The organism is Levilactobacillus brevis ATCC 14869 = DSM 20054 (assembly GCF_001433855.1).
GTDB classification, from domain to species: Bacteria; Bacillota; Bacilli; order Lactobacillales; family Lactobacillaceae; genus Levilactobacillus; species Levilactobacillus brevis.
Genome location: NZ_AZCP01000006.1, coordinates 120770 through 140533, shown reverse-complemented (window position 1 = coordinate 140533; position 19764 = coordinate 120770). Strand labels below are relative to the sequence as shown.

General features: G+C 43.8%; 16 protein-coding genes and 2 tRNA genes. 11 read left to right on the top strand and 7 right to left on the bottom strand.

The window, feature by feature from the left end; genetic code table 11:
- Positions 1-111 precede the first annotated feature (111 nt).
- On the top strand, positions 112-1458 hold the full coding sequence (locus tag FC61_RS11420) for a glucose-6-phosphate isomerase (protein ID WP_011667989.1): 1347 nt from the start codon (positions 112-114) through the stop codon (positions 1456-1458).
- Between the two features lie 287 nt (positions 1459-1745).
- Positions 1746-4763, top strand: a complete 3018-nt coding sequence (locus FC61_RS11415) for a YfhO family protein (protein WP_035464628.1) — start codon at positions 1746-1748, stop codon at positions 4761-4763.
- A gap of 365 nt (positions 4764-5128) precedes the next feature.
- Here the strand turns inward: FC61_RS11415 and FC61_RS11410 are convergent, their stop codons facing one another.
- Positions 5129-5611, bottom strand: a complete 483-nt coding sequence (locus FC61_RS11410; protein WP_035464630.1) for a TspO/MBR family protein — start codon at positions 5609-5611, stop codon at positions 5129-5131.
- Between the two features lie 171 nt (positions 5612-5782).
- Between FC61_RS11410 and FC61_RS11405 the strand changes: the two genes are divergently transcribed.
- On the top strand, positions 5783-6349 hold the full coding sequence (locus tag FC61_RS11405) for a TMEM175 family protein (protein ID WP_021741880.1): 567 nt from the start codon (positions 5783-5785) through the stop codon (positions 6347-6349).
- Between the two features lie 148 nt (positions 6350-6497).
- Here FC61_RS11405 and FC61_RS11400 read toward each other — a convergent pair.
- A tRNA-Glu gene (locus FC61_RS11400) sits at positions 6498-6571 on the bottom strand.
- A gap of 179 nt (positions 6572-6750) precedes the next feature.
- On the opposite strand from FC61_RS11400, the gene FC61_RS11395 reads away from it, so the two are divergent.
- Both FC61_RS11395 and FC61_RS11390 read left to right on the top strand, forming a co-directional pair.
- Positions 6751-6823 (top strand) — tRNA-Gln (locus FC61_RS11395).
- Between the two features lie 211 nt (positions 6824-7034).
- Entirely contained in the window at positions 7035-8000 is a 966-nt protein-coding gene (locus FC61_RS11390; RefSeq protein ID WP_021741881.1) for an ADP-ribosyltransferase, read from the top strand.
- A 138-nt stretch (positions 8001-8138) separates the two neighbouring features.
- Here the strand turns inward: FC61_RS11390 and FC61_RS11385 are convergent, their stop codons facing one another.
- Positions 8139-9242 (bottom strand): SLC13 family permease, encoded by a 1104-nt coding sequence (locus FC61_RS11385; RefSeq protein ID WP_021741882.1) that lies wholly within the window; start codon positions 9240-9242, stop codon positions 8139-8141.
- Positions 9243-9311: 69 nt separating this feature from the next.
- Positions 9312-9974, bottom strand: coding sequence for an EAL domain-containing protein (locus tag FC61_RS11380; protein WP_021741883.1), 663 nt, complete (start codon positions 9972-9974; stop codon positions 9312-9314).
- Positions 9975-10207: 233 nt separating this feature from the next.
- Here FC61_RS11380 and FC61_RS11375 point away from each other — a divergent pair, with 233 nt between their 5' ends.
- Positions 10208-11332, top strand: a complete 1125-nt coding sequence (locus FC61_RS11375) for a GGDEF domain-containing protein (RefSeq protein WP_035464631.1) — start codon at positions 10208-10210, stop codon at positions 11330-11332.
- A gap of 78 nt (positions 11333-11410) precedes the next feature.
- Positions 11411-11617: a hypothetical protein gene (locus FC61_RS11370; protein ID WP_011667978.1), complete on the top strand. Its 207-nt coding sequence runs from the start codon at positions 11411-11413 to the stop codon at positions 11615-11617.
- Positions 11618-11663: 46 nt separating this feature from the next.
- On the opposite strand, the gene FC61_RS11365 is transcribed toward FC61_RS11370, so the two are convergent.
- Positions 11664-11993: a hypothetical protein gene (locus FC61_RS11365; protein WP_011667977.1), complete on the bottom strand. Its 330-nt coding sequence runs from the start codon at positions 11991-11993 to the stop codon at positions 11664-11666.
- Positions 11994-12161: 168 nt separating this feature from the next.
- Between FC61_RS11365 and FC61_RS11360 the strand changes: the two genes are divergently transcribed.
- The 3 genes from FC61_RS11360 (at position 12162) to FC61_RS11350 (ending at position 16867) form a co-directional block, all read left to right on the top strand.
- Entirely contained in the window at positions 12162-13895 is a 1734-nt protein-coding gene (locus tag FC61_RS11360; RefSeq protein WP_011667976.1) for an ABC transporter ATP-binding protein, read from the top strand.
- Complete coding sequence (locus tag FC61_RS11355; protein ID WP_021741887.1) at positions 13888-15729, top strand: ABC transporter ATP-binding protein; 1842 nt, start codon at positions 13888-13890, stop codon at positions 15727-15729. The genes FC61_RS11360 and FC61_RS11355 overlap by 8 nt, the downstream gene beginning before the upstream one ends.
- Positions 15730-15847: 118 nt before the next feature.
- Positions 15848-16867: a serine hydrolase domain-containing protein gene (locus FC61_RS11350; RefSeq protein ID WP_042516662.1), complete on the top strand. Its 1020-nt coding sequence runs from the start codon at positions 15848-15850 to the stop codon at positions 16865-16867.
- A 55-nt stretch (positions 16868-16922) separates the two neighbouring features.
- Here the strand turns inward: FC61_RS11350 and FC61_RS11345 are convergent, their stop codons facing one another.
- Positions 16923-17627: a type 1 glutamine amidotransferase gene (locus FC61_RS11345; protein WP_021742839.1), complete on the bottom strand. Its 705-nt coding sequence runs from the start codon at positions 17625-17627 to the stop codon at positions 16923-16925.
- The gene (locus FC61_RS11340; RefSeq protein ID WP_011668161.1) at positions 17624-18973 is read right to left on the bottom strand and encodes a Mur ligase family protein; all 1350 of its coding nucleotides are present in this window, start codon (positions 18971-18973) and stop codon (positions 17624-17626) included. The genes FC61_RS11345 and FC61_RS11340 overlap by 4 nt, the downstream gene beginning before the upstream one ends.
- 205 nt (positions 18974-19178) lie before the next feature.
- Between FC61_RS11340 and FC61_RS11335 the strand changes: the two genes are divergently transcribed.
- Positions 19179-19763 (top strand): thymidine kinase, encoded by a 585-nt coding sequence (locus FC61_RS11335; protein WP_011668160.1) that lies wholly within the window; start codon positions 19179-19181, stop codon positions 19761-19763.
- Position 19764: the final 1 nt, after the last annotated feature.

Sequence of the window (19764 nt, the reverse complement as noted above, 5' to 3'; positions counted from 1 at the left end):
GGGTTATCAGCCTTTTTATATTTTGAAAAAATGCGGACTAGACCATTTACTTTTTGAGTAAATGCGTTATAATGGACTAGTCAATAATAATAAAAGTGAGGTTATCTAAATATGGCACATATCGCCTTTGATCGTTCCAAACTGACACCGTTTATTCATGACAATGAACTGGGAGAAATGCAAGCAATGGTTAATGCCGCTGACGCACAATTGCGTCAAGGCACTGGCGCCGGAAGTGACTTCCGTGACTGGCTGACTTTACCAAAAGATTATGATAAAGCCGAATTTGCCCGCATTAAGGCAGCTGCTAAGAAGATTCGCTCGGATTCCGAAGTCTTTATCGTCATTGGTATCGGGGGATCTTATCTGGGTGCTAAGATGGCCGTGGACTTTTTGCACGATACCTTCTTTAACACGCTACCAGCCGAAAAGCGGCAAGGTCCGCAAGTCTTCTTTGCTGGGAATTCAATCAGCCCAGACTATCTGCATGACTTGATTAACCTAATTGGTGACCGCGACTTCTCTGTTAATGTTATTTCGAAGTCTGGGACCACGACGGAACCTTCAATTGCTTTCCGCATTTTCAAGGACATGCTTATTAAGAAGTATGGTGAAGAAGGCGCCAAGAGCCGAATCTATGCAACTACGGATAAGCAGCGTGGGGCCTTGAAGACGGAAGCTGATGCTGCGGGTTACGAGACATTCGTTATTCCTGACGGCGTCGGTGGTCGTTACTCCGTATTGACGGCGGTTGGTTTATTGCCAATTGCTGCATCCGGAGCAGATATCGACCAATTGATGCAAGGGGCAGCTGATGCCCAAGAAACTTACACAGACCCTGACCTGACCAAGAACGAAGCTTATCAATATGCCGCTACGCGTAATATTTTGTATCGTAAAGGCTACACGACTGAGCTATTGGAAAACTATGAACCACGGTTACAATACTTTGCTGAATGGTGGAAGCAACTGACCGGTGAATCTGAAGGTAAAGATCAAAAAGGGATTTACCCATCTTCTGCTAACTTCAGTACGGATTTGCACTCCTTAGGCCAATATATCCAAGAAGGGTTACGTAACTTGATGGAAACGGTCGTTGTGGTTGATAAGCCGCAAAATGACGTTACTGTGCCAAGTGCTGAAGATGACCTGGATGGGTTGAAGTATTTGGAAGGCAAGCCGATGAGCTTTGTTAACCAGAAGGCATACGAAGGCGTTGTGCTGGCGCATACAGATGGCGGTGTACCAAATATGAGTGTGCACATTCCAGATCAAACACCATACACCTTGGGCTATTTGATTTACTTCTTTGAAGTAGCCGTTGCAGTTTCTGGTTACTTAAATGGGATTAACCCATTCAACCAACCCGGTGTGGAAGCTTACAAGACAAATATGTTTGCCTTGTTGGGCAAACCAGGATTTGAAGACTTGGGCAAAGAATTAAACGCACGACTTTAATTTTAGAAGAATCGTTAAGAAAAAATGGTTCAAGGCATTTGCCTTGGGCCATTTTTGTTGGGATAACTAATGGACTGACTAAGCAGAAAGCTACGGTCGGCTAGTTGAACATGCTAAAATGTATCCGTGATATGATTTTTTGACGACATTCAGGTAACGGGAATTAAAATTTGGATTACAGTTTGGTTAGTTGACTTGTATGATAAAACAATAACTTTTATCATAGTTAATGGCGTCCTCAGGGGAAGGGGACAACTAATGTTACATATGATTAAGGGGAGAAGATTTTGAAAGCAACGAAACGACAATATGCCTACTACACGGGGATGTTTATGATCTTAGTAGTGGCACTTTATGGTATTTTTTTGTTAACGGGGAAGTCCTTTATCTGGGAAGGAGACGGTTTAGCGCAACACTACCCAATCTTAGAAAAGTTTTATACGTGGCTGCACCAAGGAAGCTTGACCGGTTGGTCGTGGGATCTAGGGTTGGGTGCTGATAAGCTGACGACATTTTCTTATTATGTTTTGGGCGATCCCTTCAGTTATTTGATTGCTTTTTTTCCGAAAGGACGCTTGGAATTAGGCTATAATTTGTTAATTTTGCTAAGACTCTACGCGAGCGGATTAGCCTTTCTATTCTTTGCACGGCAGCGGTCATTCAAACCCGCGAGTCAATTGGTAGGAACCTTAGCCTATACGTTTACCGGATATAGCTTATACGTTAGTATCCGGCATCCGTTCTTTCTGTTACCAATGATTCTTTTTCCACTTTTAGCTTATGGAATCGACCATGTTTTAAGTGGAAAATCATGGATACCATTGGCTATTTTTACAGGTCTAGCTTTGATTAGTAATTTTTACTTTGCGTATATTCTAGCGCTAGGAAGTTTAGTTTATGCTGTTTTACGGTACTTGGCCATTAGACAAACAGTGTCGCTGCCTCACTGGCGCGTACTGTGGCAATTGGTTGGGGCTGGCTTGACGGGTTTCTTACTAGCGGGCGTCTTATTTATCCCCTCGCTTTTAGGTGTTCTCAGCTCGACACGGGCAACCGCTAACTTTGCGAATGGGTACTGGTTATATCCCTTGAATTATTATTTACGGTTTCCCAATGCGATTATTACGACGGGAAATCCGCTACAGTTTTGGGTGAATTTAGGCCTGAGCGGACTCACCTTTTTGGCCTTGGTGTTTGTTTTGCGCCATTTCCGTCGGTACCTGTGGTTGAATATCAGTCTAATTTTGTTGATGGTTGGGGTGCTATTGCCAGCCGTTGCGGCCGTAATGAATGGCGGAACAACGCCATCGCAACGTTGGCTCTTGTTGGGATGTTTAGCCTTTAGTTTGGCCGTGATGACCTTCGTCGATGAGTTGCCACAATTTAGTCGCGGTGATATCGCAACGCTTATTTGGAGCGTTTTAGGCTTATTAATCATTGTCTGGGCTGCCAACGGCTTTATCTATAATAACCATCGACATGACTTTACGATGTATGGTCTGCTTTTATTAACGCTGGGAGCTGTGATTGTTGGGTCCTTTTACCAGTGGACCCCACGTTTATGGCAAATGGCTCTGCTCAGTTTATTAGGCTTAAACATTGTAGCTAATGGTTATGGCTATTTCAGTCCTAATTCTGGTGGGGCAAGTCAGCAGTTATTGGCGCGCGGCGTCGCAACGAAATTTCAAAAGAATTATTACGATGGCGCTCAGCGATTCGTTAAGGCACAGGGTGGCTTTCATCGTTCAGCAACCAGTCGATACTATTATTACGCAACTGATGCGAAAACCAATATGGGGATGAACTTGGGAACGCATGATATTATGAGCTACTTCTCGATTCAAAATGGCGCTATTGGTGATTTTAGTCAGGCAATGGATAACTCTCAGTTCAAGATGAATAAACCCATCAATCAAGCTGATGGGCGGACCACGTTAAATAACCTGTTGGGCGTGCGAACCATTTTTGCTCGTAGTAATCAGTTGGGCATTCAAGCCTTTCCAGACGGCTATCGACCAGTTAAACGCCAAGGTAAGCGCGTCACATTCCGCGATCAGCCGGTGCATGATCTTGGCAATAATTACAATACCGTTTTGCTTCAGTCTAAATACGCTCTCCCATTGGCCTATTTGCAGACGCACCAATTAAATGCAACTCAGTTTTGGCAATTAAATGGTGTTGAACGTGAGCAGGCGTTAACCACCGGGGCACTGGTTGCGGGTGGCGCCCACGGGGTACCCACGCGAACGTATCATAAGCAGGGCCGCCCAATCGCTTATCGTGTCGTTCAGGACGATACGACTGTGTTAGATAGTTTGAAGAAAGTGGTCACGTACCGGCAACAGGGTAACCAAAATGATGCTCAGTTGGCTCAGGTCACAAAGTCTTCATTGCGGAAGAAAAATAAGGACCGGTCTGTTAATATTCGGACAGGTCAAGCCCGCCTAAAGCAATTGACCCGGCAGAATCGACAAATCTTACGGCAGAATGCTAAAAAGAATCAACATGGTTTACGGCAAATGACCAGTGATAATCAGAATAATCCCGTAACGTATCGCTTGAAAGTGGATCGACCGCAACGAACCGCGCATACGGAACTGTATCTGGAGTTGGATGGCATTCAGGCACAGCGCCTGAATGTGGCTAATAATTATCACGGGGCCAAGACGACCAGCGCGTTCAGCAATACTGCCTATACGGGTATTCAGCGATTGAACGTTCTTCGAAACGCCTTGTGGCGAATGAGCGATGGTGCCTACTCAATGACAGTTAGCTCGTTTCACAATGTGGCTAGCTTTAATCAGTTGGGACAAACTAATTTATCAGATTATCAGGTGAAACATCGGGTACTGCTTAATCTAGGCTACTCAGCCAAGCCGCGCCGGACGATTAAGCTGACTTTTAAGGGTGGTGTGAAGCGCCTGAACTTTAAGTCAGTGAAGTTAGTAGCCGTACCGTTTGGCAAAGGGTATCAGCAACGGTTGATGCAATTGAAACGTCAAGGACTACGACAGCTGACGGTGCGTGATAACCGGGTGACTGGAACCACACAAGCATCGCAAGCTAGTGTGCTAACGACATCAATTCCTTATTCATCTGGCTGGCGGTTGACAGTTGATGGTCAAGCGCAGGCAACCAAACGGGTTAACGTTGGTTTTATTGGGGCACGTCTTGCTCCAGGAAATCATCGGATTGTTTTAACTTATCACACGCCAGGACTACGAATTGGGCTATTCCTGAGCGGAGTCGGATTGTTGATTTTGTTGGTAGTTGGTGGCAGCACCTGGTGGTATCGTCGTAAATAAAATGAGTCAGTAAGTGGTGGACACAGGTTTAAAGTGCCCGCCATTTTTTTAGCATATAGCGTGGTGCTCCTTCAATTGGCAGGTTGATCTGATTAACACCTAATTTAATACCGGTGTATGAACTTGATTGCTGAATTCCATTGTGCTAACATTAACGATGTGCCATAAATAGGGAGCACGTTTACATTTTTTATCTCCTTTAGGGTGCTGTTCAATCATTTGACAGCACCTTTTCCTAAAATAATGAGGTTTTGAAAATAGTTTGTGCTATAATGAACTTATTCGGTTCCCACTAAAACTTATTTATCAGTTACACAAAAAAACTCTAGCCAATTTATGACTAGAGCTTTTTTGCGAGGTGACGGTTAGTTTAAGATGGCGACACCAATGGTTAAATAAGAAGCAAAAACAATCCAGATCAGATAGGGGACCAGCAATAATGAAGCTAATTTAGAAGTTTTATAGAACTGTCCAATACAGAGTAAGACTAGTAGGTCTAAGACAATGATGACAAGGAACCCGATCCAGTAGGCATTGTAGTTGAAAAATAGAATGCTCCATACAAAGTTGATAAATAATTGAAGTAAAAATAGGGTGTAGTTGGTCGCGCGATTAGCTTTAGTGGTATGCAGAAAGATCAAATAGCCAGAGATGCCAATTAAGGCGTAGAGAATCGGCCAAACAATCCCAAATAAATAATCCGGTGGTGACAAGACAGGCAGTGTTAATGAATTGTAGTGTTGTTGGATATTGCCAGCGAAGAGTGCCGACAAGCTACCAATCCCTTCAACGACGATGATAAATACCAGCAAATAGAGCCAATTGAATTTTCGGTAATGGAGATTCACCGGCCATCCCTCCTTAAGTTGATTTAGACACAGTTTAACATATAGGCAAGGGGTGTTTGAACTTAAAGGCATTGAAGATAGGGATTATTTACTGACAAATAGCGGTGATATGTATGCGACAAGACCGTTAGCGTATAATGAAATATTGTTTTAAAGCGAAGGAGATTGACGATGATGAAAAAAGAGAGATTTGAGGCATTTACGGATGCTGTCATTGCTATAATTTTAACCATATTGGTCTTGGAACTTAGACTACCAGAGCATAACCATTCTGCTCAGGCACTGATTGCTATATTGCCGCAGTTTGCCGCTTATATAATGACCTTTATTTTTATAGCGACGATGTGGGTCAATCATCATTTTCTCTTTTCCCAAGCCCAAACAATTAATAACCAAATTATTTGGGTCAACTTTATTTGGCTGTTTGTAGCCTCATTACTACCGGCTACGACGGCGTGGTTGGGTGCTGATATTTTTGCCCGCCCATCGGCGATTCTTTATATTATCAATGTATTACTTTTTAATTTGACGATGGCTGTTTTGCGGCGTCAAGTTATTGCCAAAAATCACATTGATAATATGTATAATCTGAGCCATCAGGAGAATCTGTCATTTGGTATTAACTTAGTAACGTTAGTTATTACTTGGTTTTTCCCACCATTTCCATTTGTTGGACTGGTCATTAACGTAATTGTTTGGCTAATGCCGCATACTAAGGAAAGTGGACGATCACGCTAAGCAGAAAAGACGACAAACGTCATTTAATCAGAGTTTGTCGTCTTTTTCTATGCATCTGGAAAAGGTGCGATTCTACTAGTTAATAAACGAAAAAAAGGTGATAAAACGTTATTAAATCAACGTTTTATCACCTTTCAGTATATCAGTATCACCCGCACGGGGCTCGAACCCGTAACTCCGCCTTGAGAGGGCGACGTCTTAAACCAGTTTGACCAGCGGGCAATGTCATTTACTAGCAGTATCTAATTTACGCTATCCAACGAAAAATGTCAATTGTTCTTTGCATAAAATTACACACAAGTGGGAATTCATACAAAATACCGGTTTTTTCAGGAAAACTGGTTGACACCTAAAGCGGAACAAGTTACTATTAAATAGTTGTTTCAAGCATCACAGCTTATTGGGTATTCGCCAAATTGGTAAGGCAGCGGACTCTGAATCCGTAATTTACTGGTTCGAGCCCAGTATACCCAATTCTTACTTATCAGTCGTTGTCTTAGGGTGTCAAAACCCTTATGACAGCGGCTTTTTTAGTACTTTAGTGTTTTATAGATGGTGGCAGGGTTTAGTTCACATTTTGACAGAAGAGCAGAGTATTTGAAAGTTTTAAAATGGGGATGAAAAGTGATGATATTTTTTCAACAACTAATATATAATGGGATTAGTTGAAAGGGGATAGGGGAATATGCTAAGAAAATTGGGGTTGTCTTTAATTGTTATCGGCGGGGTTTTGACTATAGGGACAAAGAATGTGAATGCGGCCTCTTTTGCTTCAGGGGACTCTATAGTTTCTATGACTACTCGCAATAATTATATTCATGATTCAAAATACCGATATCTAGTCACAAAGAAGAATGCAATTGCTTATAAAGCAATTGGTAAGGCGCCTGATTATACTGCCAGTGTGTCTATCAATAAAAATGTGCCATTAACAGTGCGGCAGACGGTTGAGGGAGGACATATTGTTACGGAACCGCAAAGCACGGATAAATTATTTTTAAGTAACGATAAGCAATTTGTATATTCCAGTGATGTAAAATCACTAAGTAAAAAGCAAATTAAAGTGCTGGCTAAGGATTCTAAAAAATGGTCCTCAAAAATCGGGAAAAAGAGTGTACAGGCGGTCGGTTATTATACTGGTGATGGTTATGAAAAAATTAATGGGTATTTGAGAAATGGTAAAGGTCAGAAAAAAGTTGTCAAAAAAGCGCAACTGGTCCAAAAGGGGATTTCTAAATTCAAGCTACGTTACAATACGACAGTTTATCGTGGTATATCTAACAAAGGCTTAAAGCTCTCACTAAATAACCGGGGATTAAGCGTTGGATCAATCTATCAAGACAAGGCCTTCTCTTCTACTAGTCTCTCTAAGCAAGTCGCCTTAGGATTCAGTAGTCAGTGTCTTTTGAGAATCAATATTCCAGCCGGGTTCCATGGGGCCTATATTGATCCAATCTCAAAGAATAAAGGTGAGAAGGAGTATTTGCTGAAAGAGGGACAAAAATTAATTGTTACTAAGATTCAAAATGTAAGTTATACGGAAGCGACAAAAATGTACCTGATTAAAAATAAAGGGTCAAAGGTAGTCCAACACACAACTAATAACGTTAAGGGAAACTACAAACTAATTACGCTAAACTTGTTGAATTAAAAACTGCTAACCAAGGTGGTTAACAGTCACTGACTTGTGTAAGTATGAAGTGATGTTTCTGGTAAATCTAAATAGAAGGTGAGTCGTTAACTGCGGTTATGCGTTGTTGACGGCTTTTTTGTGGACAGCAGAAACAAACTAGCGTATCCAATAGTAGCCAATTGTTCCCAGAACAATTAGCAATCCTAGATTCACGAGGGCAAAGACCTTAAAGAACTCCCGGACGGTAGGCCGATTGGTTAGGAAAAGAAGTTGTTTGAGGGCCAACAGATTGGCAAGGGAGGCCACTAAGGTGCCTAGCCCCCCCAAGTTAACGCCCCAATACAGAGCAGTTAGGTGATTGGTAAAGTTCGCTAACAACACGGTGGCCGGAACGTTACTGATTACCTGACTGATGGTCAAACCGGTGAGATAACTTGCGACTGGGGTACGGGTGACGTGGGCAATCAAGGTTGTTAATGTAGCATTATGACTGAATGAACTGACTAAAATGAAGAAACAGATAAAGGTCAGCAGAAGGCCATAATCCACTTGCTTGATGGCGGCGCGATTTAGTAGCCAACCGCTAATGATAACAATCACGGTTATCCAACCCAAAGGAAATATTTGAAAGATTCCCAATAGGGTTAAGCCGAACAGAAGAATGGTTAAGGCAATCTTTCCGGGATGCTGAGGAAAGAGTCGTGTAGGGGCAGCCTTAGTTGATCGAGGCGCGATACCATAAGTGAGTCCAGCTAAGCTGAATAATCCGATAAGCATTAATGGCGTTGACAATTTTAGAAAGGCCAGGCCGTCAATGTGGTAGTGAGCCACTAAGAAGAGATTTTGTGGATTACCAAATGGTGTAAAGGCACTTCCCAGGTTGGCCGCTAGCACAATTAGGGTAGTGGGGAAGGCAATGGGCAAGTGCTGTTGATGTGCTAGTCGGATATACATGGGGAATAAGGTTAAGATGGCAACATCATTGGTTAAAAACATAGCGCCTACAAAGGCTAATAGGACAGTGTATTGCACAATTTGTCGTTGATTATGGGAATGTGTTAGTAACTGTTGACTAAGTTGGTCTAAAACGTGGTAGCCGTTAAGCAGTTGGACACAAACCATCAACGCTAGCAGTGACCAGATGGTGGTCCAGTTAATATCATGGACTTGTGGGCGGCCGACAAATAAACTAAGCCCAGCAGCCACCGCGGCAATCCATAGAACCTTGTCGTGTAAGATACGGGTGGTCACAGCTTTCATTGCAATAATTCCTCTCTTTCAAGCCAAAATAAAAACAAGACACCGTTGCCCGATAGTCTTGTTTCATCATTATAATTTAAATAAGTGGGGTTTGCCATAGAACCACCCTTGTCGAAGATCAATCTGGAGACGATTAGCCATATCATGTTCAGCTTGATTTTCGACTCCTTCCAGAATCAGGCGGAGTTTGTATTCTTCCGCAATCTTTTTCCAGAATTTTAAGTTATCCGGGATTTCATCAGCGCGATCTTCTTGGCGAAAGTTCTGCATAGCAAATTTGATTTCACTGGCGTAAGACAACACCGGCTCCAAGTGATCATAGGTGTTGACCCCGGTGCCCACATCATCTAGGCTCAACTGAATGCCATGTTCATCAAAGTAGTGGACCTGATCGATTAGTTGTTGAGTGGAAATGGTTTTATCCGTAATTTCTTCAGTAACCTCTAAGACAAGGGTAATGGGATAAATTTGTTGTTGTGCGTCAATAATAGCTTGTGCAATCGTTGGATCAATGAATTGACTGCGGTTAACGTTATACGAAACCGAACCGATCTTTAAAATTAGCTTCTGCGCTGTGCGCTGAATGAGGTCGGCCTGCACGTCGATTGGAATTGAGGCAAAGTCGTGTGGCAAGACCCATTTATCATCAATCTGTTGCCGAATTAGCATTTCGTAGCCGATTAGTGAATTGTTTAAAACATCAATTTGCGGCTGCAAAAAATAACGATACATGATGTGGCCATCCTCCTTAAAAAAATATCTACATCCATCATACGTTATTTTAACGGGAATTAAAATAGGGTATGTGCTAAAAAGCGTAAGCCCTTAATATATTATCTTTGATAAAAATATATGGTTTTATTATATAAAATAGCAGAATGTAGATGTTATCAGTTGTTTTTCGCGGTATACTGATAAGGAAAGTTTAGAGATAAACCTAATTAATTTCCAAGGAGAATGATGTAATGTCATGGACAATGTGGCTAGTTCCCCCAATTATCACGAGTATTTTCTTTGTACTTGGGGTAATTACCCTTTATTGGTCAATTTTCACTTGGGCGACGACTAAAGCCGAATCACAAAGTAAGCCAGTTAACGTGCAGAAGGTTCAAATTGCAGTTGGAACGATTTGTGCGATTATCTCGGTATTTGCACTGCAATTGTTGGTTCAAGATAGCCATCTAGGATGGACCTTTGTTAATTTTCAATTGCTCCTACTTTTGTTTGTTGCTTATTTCCTACAACTTAAAATTCCATATTGGTTAGTTTTTGTAGTCGCTATTGGGTTCATGTTAATGAATGGAAATGTAACTGCCCCATTATCCTGGGTATTCACGTTGGTTTTTGTAGGCTTTTACGTGGTCGCTTATCAACACAGCGTTCATTTGTGGCGTTGGCCGTATCCCCGCTATATTCTAGTGGCACTTAGTTTTGGAATGGTCCTCTGGTTTTTAGTCAAGATGCGCTTTCACTTGCCTTGGGTAACTTATTGGATTGAAATTGCGGATTATGCCTTTTTGGCAACTTTGATGTACGGGTACTTTAAGATTCAGGATAAGGATCGGCGCATTAAAGATCGACTATTTCAGTCTGCTAATTGGGATGCGTTAACCCATGTACAAAATTACGCGGCGTATGATCGCGCTATTAGCTATCATTTTAGTCGAAGCCTCATCCGGCACAACAATCTAACAATGGCAATGTTTGATATCGATCACTTCAAATGTGTGAATGATACGTATGGCCATTTGGCTGGTGATGAAGTGTTGAAGCAAGTTTCCAGTACGGTTGTTGATGTATTAAAAGAAAAAGATGAGCAGATTGTGTTGTACCGAACCGGTGGCGAAGAGTTTAACGTGATTTTTCCAGGCTACACTGTGGCCCAAGCGCAACCGTTGGTGCAGGAGTTCTTTGATCGGGTGAAAGCCCTGCGAATTCCGTATAATGATGTGGAACTCAACGTTACCATCTCAGTGGGCGTTTCGAGTTTGCATCGTACGGATCACAACCCCTTGGATTTCTATAAACGGGTTGACTCTCATTTGTATCGTTCGAAAAAGATGGGACGCCAACAAATTACTTTGGAGTAACGGCAGGTGCGTTTTTAATAAAAATGCGGTAGAATAGCTGCTAATCAAATAGACTGGTTTAACGGGGGGCATTCATCCGTGATTTTATTACTTTTACTACTATTACTGTTATTTCCACTTTTACGATTGGTCTTTGGCCTGGCCGGTTGGCTATTAGGCCTAGTGGGCACGTTAATCATCGGTGCGATTGTCTTAGTGGCCTTTGCGGCAATCTTTCGTTTTTTGATTGTTGCGGTTTTGGTTGTCGGCGGGGGTCTTTGGATCTCGCGAGGATTGTTCAGTTAAGTTGAATAAAAAAATCGCCACTCACGAGTCAGTGAATGGCGATTTTTTATTCAAATGACAGTTCAACCAAATACGTTTGGGCATTTTTAATGTAGCTGGTTGTGATCCAGACTTCTTGATAGTCAAGCTTAGAGCTATTAGTACGGGCGAAGAAGTCATTCAGTAGCTCACCATGCTTCGCGAGAAAATCATTGTCCATCCGGTTGACTAGCAGGTGACCCACCGGAAAGTAAATTTCCGGATTAGCTACAGGAACCGTATCCGGAACGCCAATCGCAATGACATTGCTGTTGCGTTGACGAATAAAACGTACGCGGTCTTGATGCCGATGAATGTAGGTTAAGACGTTATAGATTGAATCCGAGTTACTCGCCACAGTTCTCTTTCTCCCTTCGGTGTCTACATTGTAACAAATATTTGCTGGTTTGCCAGTAAGATAGAACGGTAATCCTTTATTGCAAACGGTCAATAGGCGAGTATAATTATCGCATATGCTTTTTTGATGTTTCATAGAGTAATGCAAAGAAAGAAGGCCAAATTTCTAATGATGCGACTTGCCCGAAAACACTTGGACTGGTGGGCAGTAGTCCTTGCTGTGGGTTTTATGATTATTCAAGTTGCCTGTGACCTATCGTTACCAACGCTAACCTCAAATATCATTGACAAGGGAATTGCGAATAACGATATTGGTTACATCTGGCGAACAGGGGGCAAAATGCTCCTTTTAAGTTTCATTGGTGTTCTGGGAGCGGCAGGGAATGTCTATTTTGCTGCCACTCAATCCCAAAAGATGGGACAACGAATCCGCAGTGCTATTTTTAAGAAAGTTACTTATGCATCAACGGAAGAATTTGAAACCGTCGGTAATGCGTCACTAATTACCCGGACGACTAATGATGTGGTCCAGATTCAAAATGTTATGGTTCAAATGTTACGGATGATGTTAATGGCGCCGATCATGCTAGTTGGTGCGGGGGTCTTGGCCTATGTTAAGAGTCCGCGGCTGACAATGGTCTTCTTAGTGGCATTACCAGTTTTGGCCTTGTTTACGGGATTAGTGATGTATTTTGCGGTACCACTCTTTAAGAGTCTGCAAAAGAAGATTGATCGCATCAACTTGGTCTTTCGTGAAGGACTGACGGGGGTGCGGGTCATTCGGGCGTTTAACCAAGATCAGTTCGAACAGGATCGTTTTGAAGGAGCCAACCAAGATTACACGAAAACTGGGATTAAGGTTTTCATGATTGTATCATTGATGTTCCCAATTATTACGTTGATTGTGAGCGGAACAAATATTGGGATCGTTTGGTATGGGGGGCAATTGATTGGCAACCAATCTATGGAGGTTGGGAACCTAGTGGCCTTTATGACTTACGCCACACAATTATTGATTAGTTTTATGATGGTTTCGATGGTCTTCGTCTTTGTTCCCCGGGCCCAGGCTTCAGCTGCCCGAATCAATGAAGTGATGGACTTGAAGTCTAAGATTAATGATCCAGATCAACCCGTGACAGTTAAGGATCAAGCAGCTAGTTTGGTTTTTGACCATGTCAATTTCCGCTATACAGGCGCCGAAAAGTTGGCGCTAGCAGACGTTAATTTTCAGGCGACGGCTGGACAAACGGTGGCGATTATTGGGGGGACGGGTTCCGGTAAATCAACACTGGTGAACCTGATTCCTCGGTTGTTTGATCCAGAGAGCGGTCAAATTAAGCTAAACGGCACTGCCCTAACAGCAATGAGTCAACAGGCCTTGCATGCGGCGGTGTCAATTACCCAGCAAAAAGCCGTACTGTTTTCAGGGACGATTCGTAGCAATATGGTTTATGGCATGCAAGATGCCAGTGACAGTCAAATATGGCATGCTCTAGATGTTGCTCAGGCGAGTGACTTTGTTAAAGAAGAGGGCGGCTTAGACGCGGTTGTTGAGCAAAATGGGGATAACTTCTCTGGTGGTCAGCGACAACGGCTGGTGATTGCACGAACGATTTTAAAGCGCGCGAGTGTTTATATTTTCGATGATTCATTCTCAGCACTGGACTTTAAGACGGATGCCTTACTACGACAACAATTGCGCCAAGACGAGCAAGTTCAGGCTGGTGTGACCGTTATCGTGGCGCAACGGGTGTCTACGGTTGCCGATGCCGATCTGATTTTGGTGATTGATGGTGGGAAGATTGTGGGTCAAGGTACGCACGATGAATTAAAGGCCACCAACAAGACTTATCAAGAAATTCTTGATTCGCAAATCCGAAAGGGGGATGCTGTCGATGCGTAATGGACGTGGGTCCGCAACTAAACAGCGGCCACAGAACTTTTGGAAAACGACGGGTCGGTTATTTCGGTACATGAAGCGCTGGCTTCCTGGGATTTTTGTCGTGTTAATTTTTGCGATTGTCTCGGTTGTTTTACAGATTAGAACGCCTAAAATTTTGGGCCAGGCTACGACTGAACTCTTTAAAGGTGTGATGAAAGGTCAGGCGCAATTGAAGGCCGGCATTGGGATTCACAGTCTACCAATTGATTTTGGCAAGATTGGTCATATCTTAGTGGTGGTTGGCGTGATGTATGCTGGTGCGGCAATCTTCGGGATTGTGCAACAGCTGATTATGAGCTGGATCTCGCAGCGAGTCGTTTACCGACTACGGCGAGATTTGAAACAAAAGATGCAGCGTCTACCGATCAGTTATTATGATACACATAGCAACGGTGACTTGATGTCACGGATGGCGAATGATATGGATAACATTGGTGGGACGCTGCAGCAGACGCTCTCACAAATGGTAACCAGTGTTCTGACGTTCTTCGGTGTGCTCTATATGATGCTCACCATTAGCGGCTGGTTAACGTTGGTGGCCTTGATTTCAGTGCCTTTGAGTCTGGTTGTTGTCATGATCGTAGCGCCTAGATCTCAGCGATTCTTTGCCAGTCAACAGAAGAACCTAGGCTTGTTAAATGACACAGTCGAAGAAACTTATGCTGGACATACAGTTGTGAAGACGTTTAATCAAGAGGCCGAGGCTCAAGCAGAGTTTGAAGAGCATAACAACAAATACTACCGTTCTGCTTGGAAAGCACAGTTTGTTTCTAGCTTAATTTTTCCGTTGATGAACTTTGTTAAAAACTTGGATTATTTAGCTGTAGCAGTTATCGGTGGGATTCAAGTTGCTAACGGGACGGTTAGCTTGGGGAACGTGCAAGCGTTCTTGCAGTATACCAACCAGTTTTCACAACCGATTACGCAAATGGCTAACTTGACCAATACGATCCAAGCCACCATTGCATCAGCCGAGCGGATTTTCGCGGTGCTGGATGAAACGGATATGTCGACGGAAGCTACGGGAACCCTACCAGAAGCCACTGCGGCCAATGGCAATGTGATTGAGTTCAACGATGTAGCTTTCCAGTACGTTCCAGCTAATCCGCTGATTGCAGACTTTAACTTGAAAGTTAAACCGGGCGAGATGGTGGCCATTGTCGGGCCAACTGGTGCCGGAAAGACGACGATTATTAATTTACTGGAGCGCTTCTATGATGTTCGTTCTGGGGAAATTAAATATCGGGGTCAAAATACGCAGTCGGTTAGTCGACCGGAATTACGGCGTCACTTTGCCATGGTCTTACAAGATACATGGCTCTTCACGGGGAGTATCTTTGACAATATTAAGTATGGTCGAGAAGATGCAACGGATGATGAGGTTTATGCGGCAGCCAAGGCCGCCCATGCCGATACGTTCATTCGTCAATTACCAGAAGGTTATGAGACGGTCTTGAATGAAGCAGCAACCAATATTTCACAAGGACAACGACAGTTATTAACCATTGCACGGGCATTTGTGGCCGATCCAGATGTTTTAATTTTGGATGAGGCGACTAGTTCAGTTGATACGCGGACGGAAATGCTGATTCAGCACGCGATGCAACGCTTATTAGCGGGTCGGACAAGCTTTGTTGTCGCACACCGCTTATCAACCATTCAAAATGCTGAAAATATTGTGGTCATGAACCATGGGCACATCGTTGAGACGGGGAATCATGATAGCTTGTTAGCTGCAAATGGGTTCTACGCTGATTTGTACAACAGTCAATTCTCTGGAAACAACTTAGCATAAAATAAAAAGATTAGCCTTGATCGCGGATGACGTGATGGCTAATCTTTTTTAATCTCGCGAGTTGCATGGGGGCAAGAAAGATGGGTACAATGGGTGACAAGTAGAAAGGGGTGAGGGCGTGACTTATCCACAAACAAAACTGGCGTTGCACCGGCTAGTAACGGACGGCGTGGTTCCGGGCGTCAGCTATAGCTTTATTGATGGTGATCGTGTAGAAACGGGGGTCATCGGTCAGGCAGCATTGGTGCCCCAAGCGGAGCCATTACGTCCCGGAATGTTATACGATGTAGCGTCCCTAACCAAAGTGGTGGGAACCTTGAGTGTCGTCTTACAGTTGTTAGCACAAGGACGGCTACATTTGACAGATTCGGTGTCTGATTGGTTACCCCAATGGCAAGATTCACGCGTCACCATTCAGCATCTATTAACCCATACCTCCGGGATCACTGGGTATATTCCCCATCGCGATCAGTTAGCTGCCCCGGAATTAACGGCGGCTTTATTGCAGTTACACGTTGGTCCCACATTCAATCGGCAGATGGTTTACGCCGATGTGAACTATATTTTTTTAGGCTGGATTGTCGAGCAGATTCTCCAACAACCCATTCAAGCGGTTGCCCAGCAACGAGTTTTGACGCCTTTGGGCATGCAGCACAGCACGTTTACACCAACCAATGCTGAACAGTGTGTTCCAACAGCAATAACAGCTGAGCGGGGCGTGATTCGTGGGATGGTTCATGATCCCAAAGGGTTGGTGCTACAACGCCGGTGTGGGTCAGCGGGGCTGTTTAGTACCGTTGCCGATTTGACCCGATTTTGTCAGGCCTACTTACGACCAGAAGCGGCCGCAACGGTCTTGCCGCCGCAGTGGGTTCACCACTTACTGAGCGATTGGACACCGACCCACCAGGCTGGTCGCTCATTGGGCTGGGCATTAACCACAGCGCAGTGGCCAACTGCTCACCGAGTCATTTGGCATTCGGGCTTTACGGGAACGTATCTGGTCATTGACCCACTGATGCAACAAGCCATGGTTTTCTTAACGAATCGTGTGCATCCGATAGCACCTAACGAGCCTTATTTGGATCAACGAAATGCGGTGATTAGCACTTATTTAGCTGAGAAAAGTCGACAATAAACCGATTAAAAACGATGTCTCCACGAGTAGGGTGGACACATCGTTTTTTATATCTTTAGAAAGTTGCCGGGATTGGAAGTGCGGCTTGGGTTGTGAAATCAGCCTCTGGGTATTTTCGGCGAAGCGCTGCTAACAACAGGTGTTTGGCAATCTCACCGTTGCGTGTCAAGATGGGGCCATGGAAGTAAGAACAATAGACGTTCTTGTAAATAGCGCCTTCGGTACCGTCTTCACCGTTATTGCCCTTACCCGTGATCACGTTTCCTAATGGTCGTTCACCCTTGCCCAAGAAAGTCCGGCCTTGATGATTCTCAAAGCCATGGTAAATTTCACCAGTTTCGGCATTCTTAATTTCAATATCACCGATAAATCGGTTATTATCCTGATCAAGGGTGTAATGATCTAAGGCACCAATTCCGGGGAGCTTTTCACCATTAGCACCAATGTAGTAGTGACCCAATAATTGGAAACCACCGCAAATGGCTAGTACTGGCCCGTCATCTTCGATAAACTTAATCAATTCAGCTTTTTTAGTTTGGATGTCTTGGGCCACGATGGTTTGTTCAAAGTCCTGGCCGCCACCAAACAAGACCATGTCGTAATCTGCTGCCTTGAAGTCTTCTTCTAAACTGACAACTTTAGCATCTAAGGTGACGTCCATTTGTTTGGCATAGTAATTAAGCGCCAAAATATTACCAGCATCACCGTACGTATTCATCAGATCACCATAGAGGTGAGCAATGGTTAAATGAGTACTCATGCGCCAAATCCCTCCTTAATGTAGCCTTTGGTGGCTAAAATCTTACGCAACTGTAACATGGCTGTATAAGTTGCAAGAACGTAGACCCGTTCCGTCGGTAAGTCCGTGATACGGTCGACGACTTTTTCCAAATCGGGTTCCACAATGTGCTGGTCGTCGGGGACGCCGGCCACCTTTAAGCGGAAGGTAATATCTTTATAACGCTCACCACCGGTAATGAACGTAGGAATGTCAAGCGCCGTTAACTGTTCGAAATCGCCGTCCCAAATCCAACTGGTATCAATACCATCCGCGTAGTTCGCATTCAACAGGGCGACAAATGAGAATTGTTCTTTATCGGTGCCAATCATGTGTAAGACCTGATCGAGACCCACTGGATTCTTCACTAAAATAATGGTGACTCGTTTGTCGCCCACATTGATGACTTCCTGCCGACCGAAGACCCGTTCATTTGCTGTAAAGGCGTGAGCAATTTGTTCCGGAGCCACGCCCATAAAGCGGCCAACAGCGTATGCTGCCAGTGCATTGTAGATGTTATAGGTACCACCAACCTGAATGGTGAATGGATGACCATCAACATCAAAGTGAGATGAAGTGGGGGTCTGTTCGCCCAGTGCGGTTAACCGATAAGTAAGCTCTGGACGGGCAAAGCCACAGTTGGGACAGAAGTACTTTCCTTGGTTACTGTAGGTCAAGGAGTGGTAATGTAAAATATGCTGACAGACGGGGCATAAAACGCCATCTGTATTGGGCTTGGCTTTCATGTCAGTGTCAGGTTCATTATCAAACCCGTAGTATTGAATTGGGTTCGGGAGTTCCTTGGAGTTGAAAATGGGGGAATCGCCATTGGCAATAATCGTTGCTTTAGGGGCCAAAGCCACTCCGTCCAAGATTTTTTGGTAGGTCGTGTAGATTTCACCGTAACGATCCATTTGATCACGGAAAATATTGGTGAAGACAAAGGCTTTAGGTTCAATGTAATGTGTGACTTTGATTACGTTGGCTTCATCGACTTCCAAGACAGCCAACGGACGCCCCGTCTTGGGGTTCTTGGCGTTCAAAAAGGTGGTAACGATCCCTTGTTCCATGTTGGACCCGGTGGGGTTCGTTAAAATGGCCGGGTACTTTTCGTGGAGGACCGAAACGGTCAGAGCCGTTGTTAGCGTCTTACCGTTAGTCCCGGTAATAACGATGACATCGTATTTGGCACCTAGTGTGCGTAAAATATTCGGATCAAGCTTTAACGTAATTTTTCCGGGAAGAGAACTTCCTCCGTGAAGAAAGGTATGGAGAAACCAGTAAGAGGATTTCCCCGCGAAGGTGGCAACGCCGCTTCTAAATGACATGAACTTTTCGCTCCTTAATTGCGACAATTTTTTTAATGTCGGGTTCCTTAATATTCAAGCCTTAATTTTAGCATTTTTTCGGCCATTAGGGGAGTCTAGCGCTTGAACTTTGCCAAATCGCTAAGAAAGTTTGCTGGTTGGACGGTCGAATTTTCCGGGGCAATCAGCTATAATAGATAGAAACTGTCAAAAAGGTGGGAGTAACGTGGCGCAGCTATTTTTTCGGTATGGTGCAATGAATAGCGGGAAGACCATTGAAATCTTAAAGGTCGCCCATAACTATGAGGAACAACATAAGCGAGTGATCATCATGACCAGTGGATTAGATACCCGTGATGAGGTCGGTTACATCGCCAGTCGAATTGGACTAAAACGGCAAGCACATCCTATTTTTCAAGACACGGATCTCTTTGAAGAAATTCAACGTATTGATGCCCAAGCGAACTGCGTATTAATTGATGAGGCGCAGTTTTTGACCAAAGCACATGTGTTTCAGTTGGCCAAGGTGGTTGATGAGCTGAAGATTCCGGTTATGACGTTTGGTTTAAAGAACGATTTTCGTAACGAATTATTCGAAGGTTCCAAATACCTGTTGTTGTACGCAGATAAAATAGAAGAAATGAAGACGATTTGCTGGTTCTGCACCAAAAAAGCGATTATGAATTTGCGCTTTCACAATGACCAACCCGTGTACGAGGGCGAACAAGTGCAAATTGGTGGTAATGAAGCCTATTACCCCGTTTGTCGTCGCCACTATTTCAACCCACCATTGGATCAGATTGGGAAATAAC

Coding starts and splice junctions, on each gene's coding strand:
- FC61_RS11405 (WP_021741880.1), top strand. CDS start 5,783: ATGATGAAAAAAGAGAGATTTGAGGCATTTACGGATGCTGTCATTGCT.
- FC61_RS11355 (WP_021741887.1), top strand. CDS start 13,888: ATGCGTAATGGACGTGGGTCCGCAACTAAACAGCGGCCACAGAACTTT.
- FC61_RS11360 (WP_011667976.1), top strand. CDS start 12,162: ATGATGCGACTTGCCCGAAAACACTTGGACTGGTGGGCAGTAGTCCTT.
- FC61_RS11390 (WP_021741881.1), top strand. CDS start 7,035: ATGCTAAGAAAATTGGGGTTGTCTTTAATTGTTATCGGCGGGGTTTTG.
- FC61_RS11345 (WP_021742839.1), bottom strand. CDS start 17,627: ATGAGTACTCATTTAACCATTGCTCACCTCTATGGTGATCTGATGAAT.
- FC61_RS11380 (WP_021741883.1), bottom strand. CDS start 9,974: ATGTATCGTTATTTTTTGCAGCCGCAAATTGATGTTTTAAACAATTCA.
- FC61_RS11385 (WP_021741882.1), bottom strand. CDS start 9,242: ATGAAAGCTGTGACCACCCGTATCTTACACGACAAGGTTCTATGGATT.
- FC61_RS11340 (WP_011668161.1), bottom strand. CDS start 18,973: ATGTCATTTAGAAGCGGCGTTGCCACCTTCGCGGGGAAATCCTCTTAC.
- FC61_RS11375 (WP_035464631.1), top strand. CDS start 10,208: ATGTCATGGACAATGTGGCTAGTTCCCCCAATTATCACGAGTATTTTC.
- FC61_RS11420 (WP_011667989.1), top strand. CDS start 112: ATGGCACATATCGCCTTTGATCGTTCCAAACTGACACCGTTTATTCAT.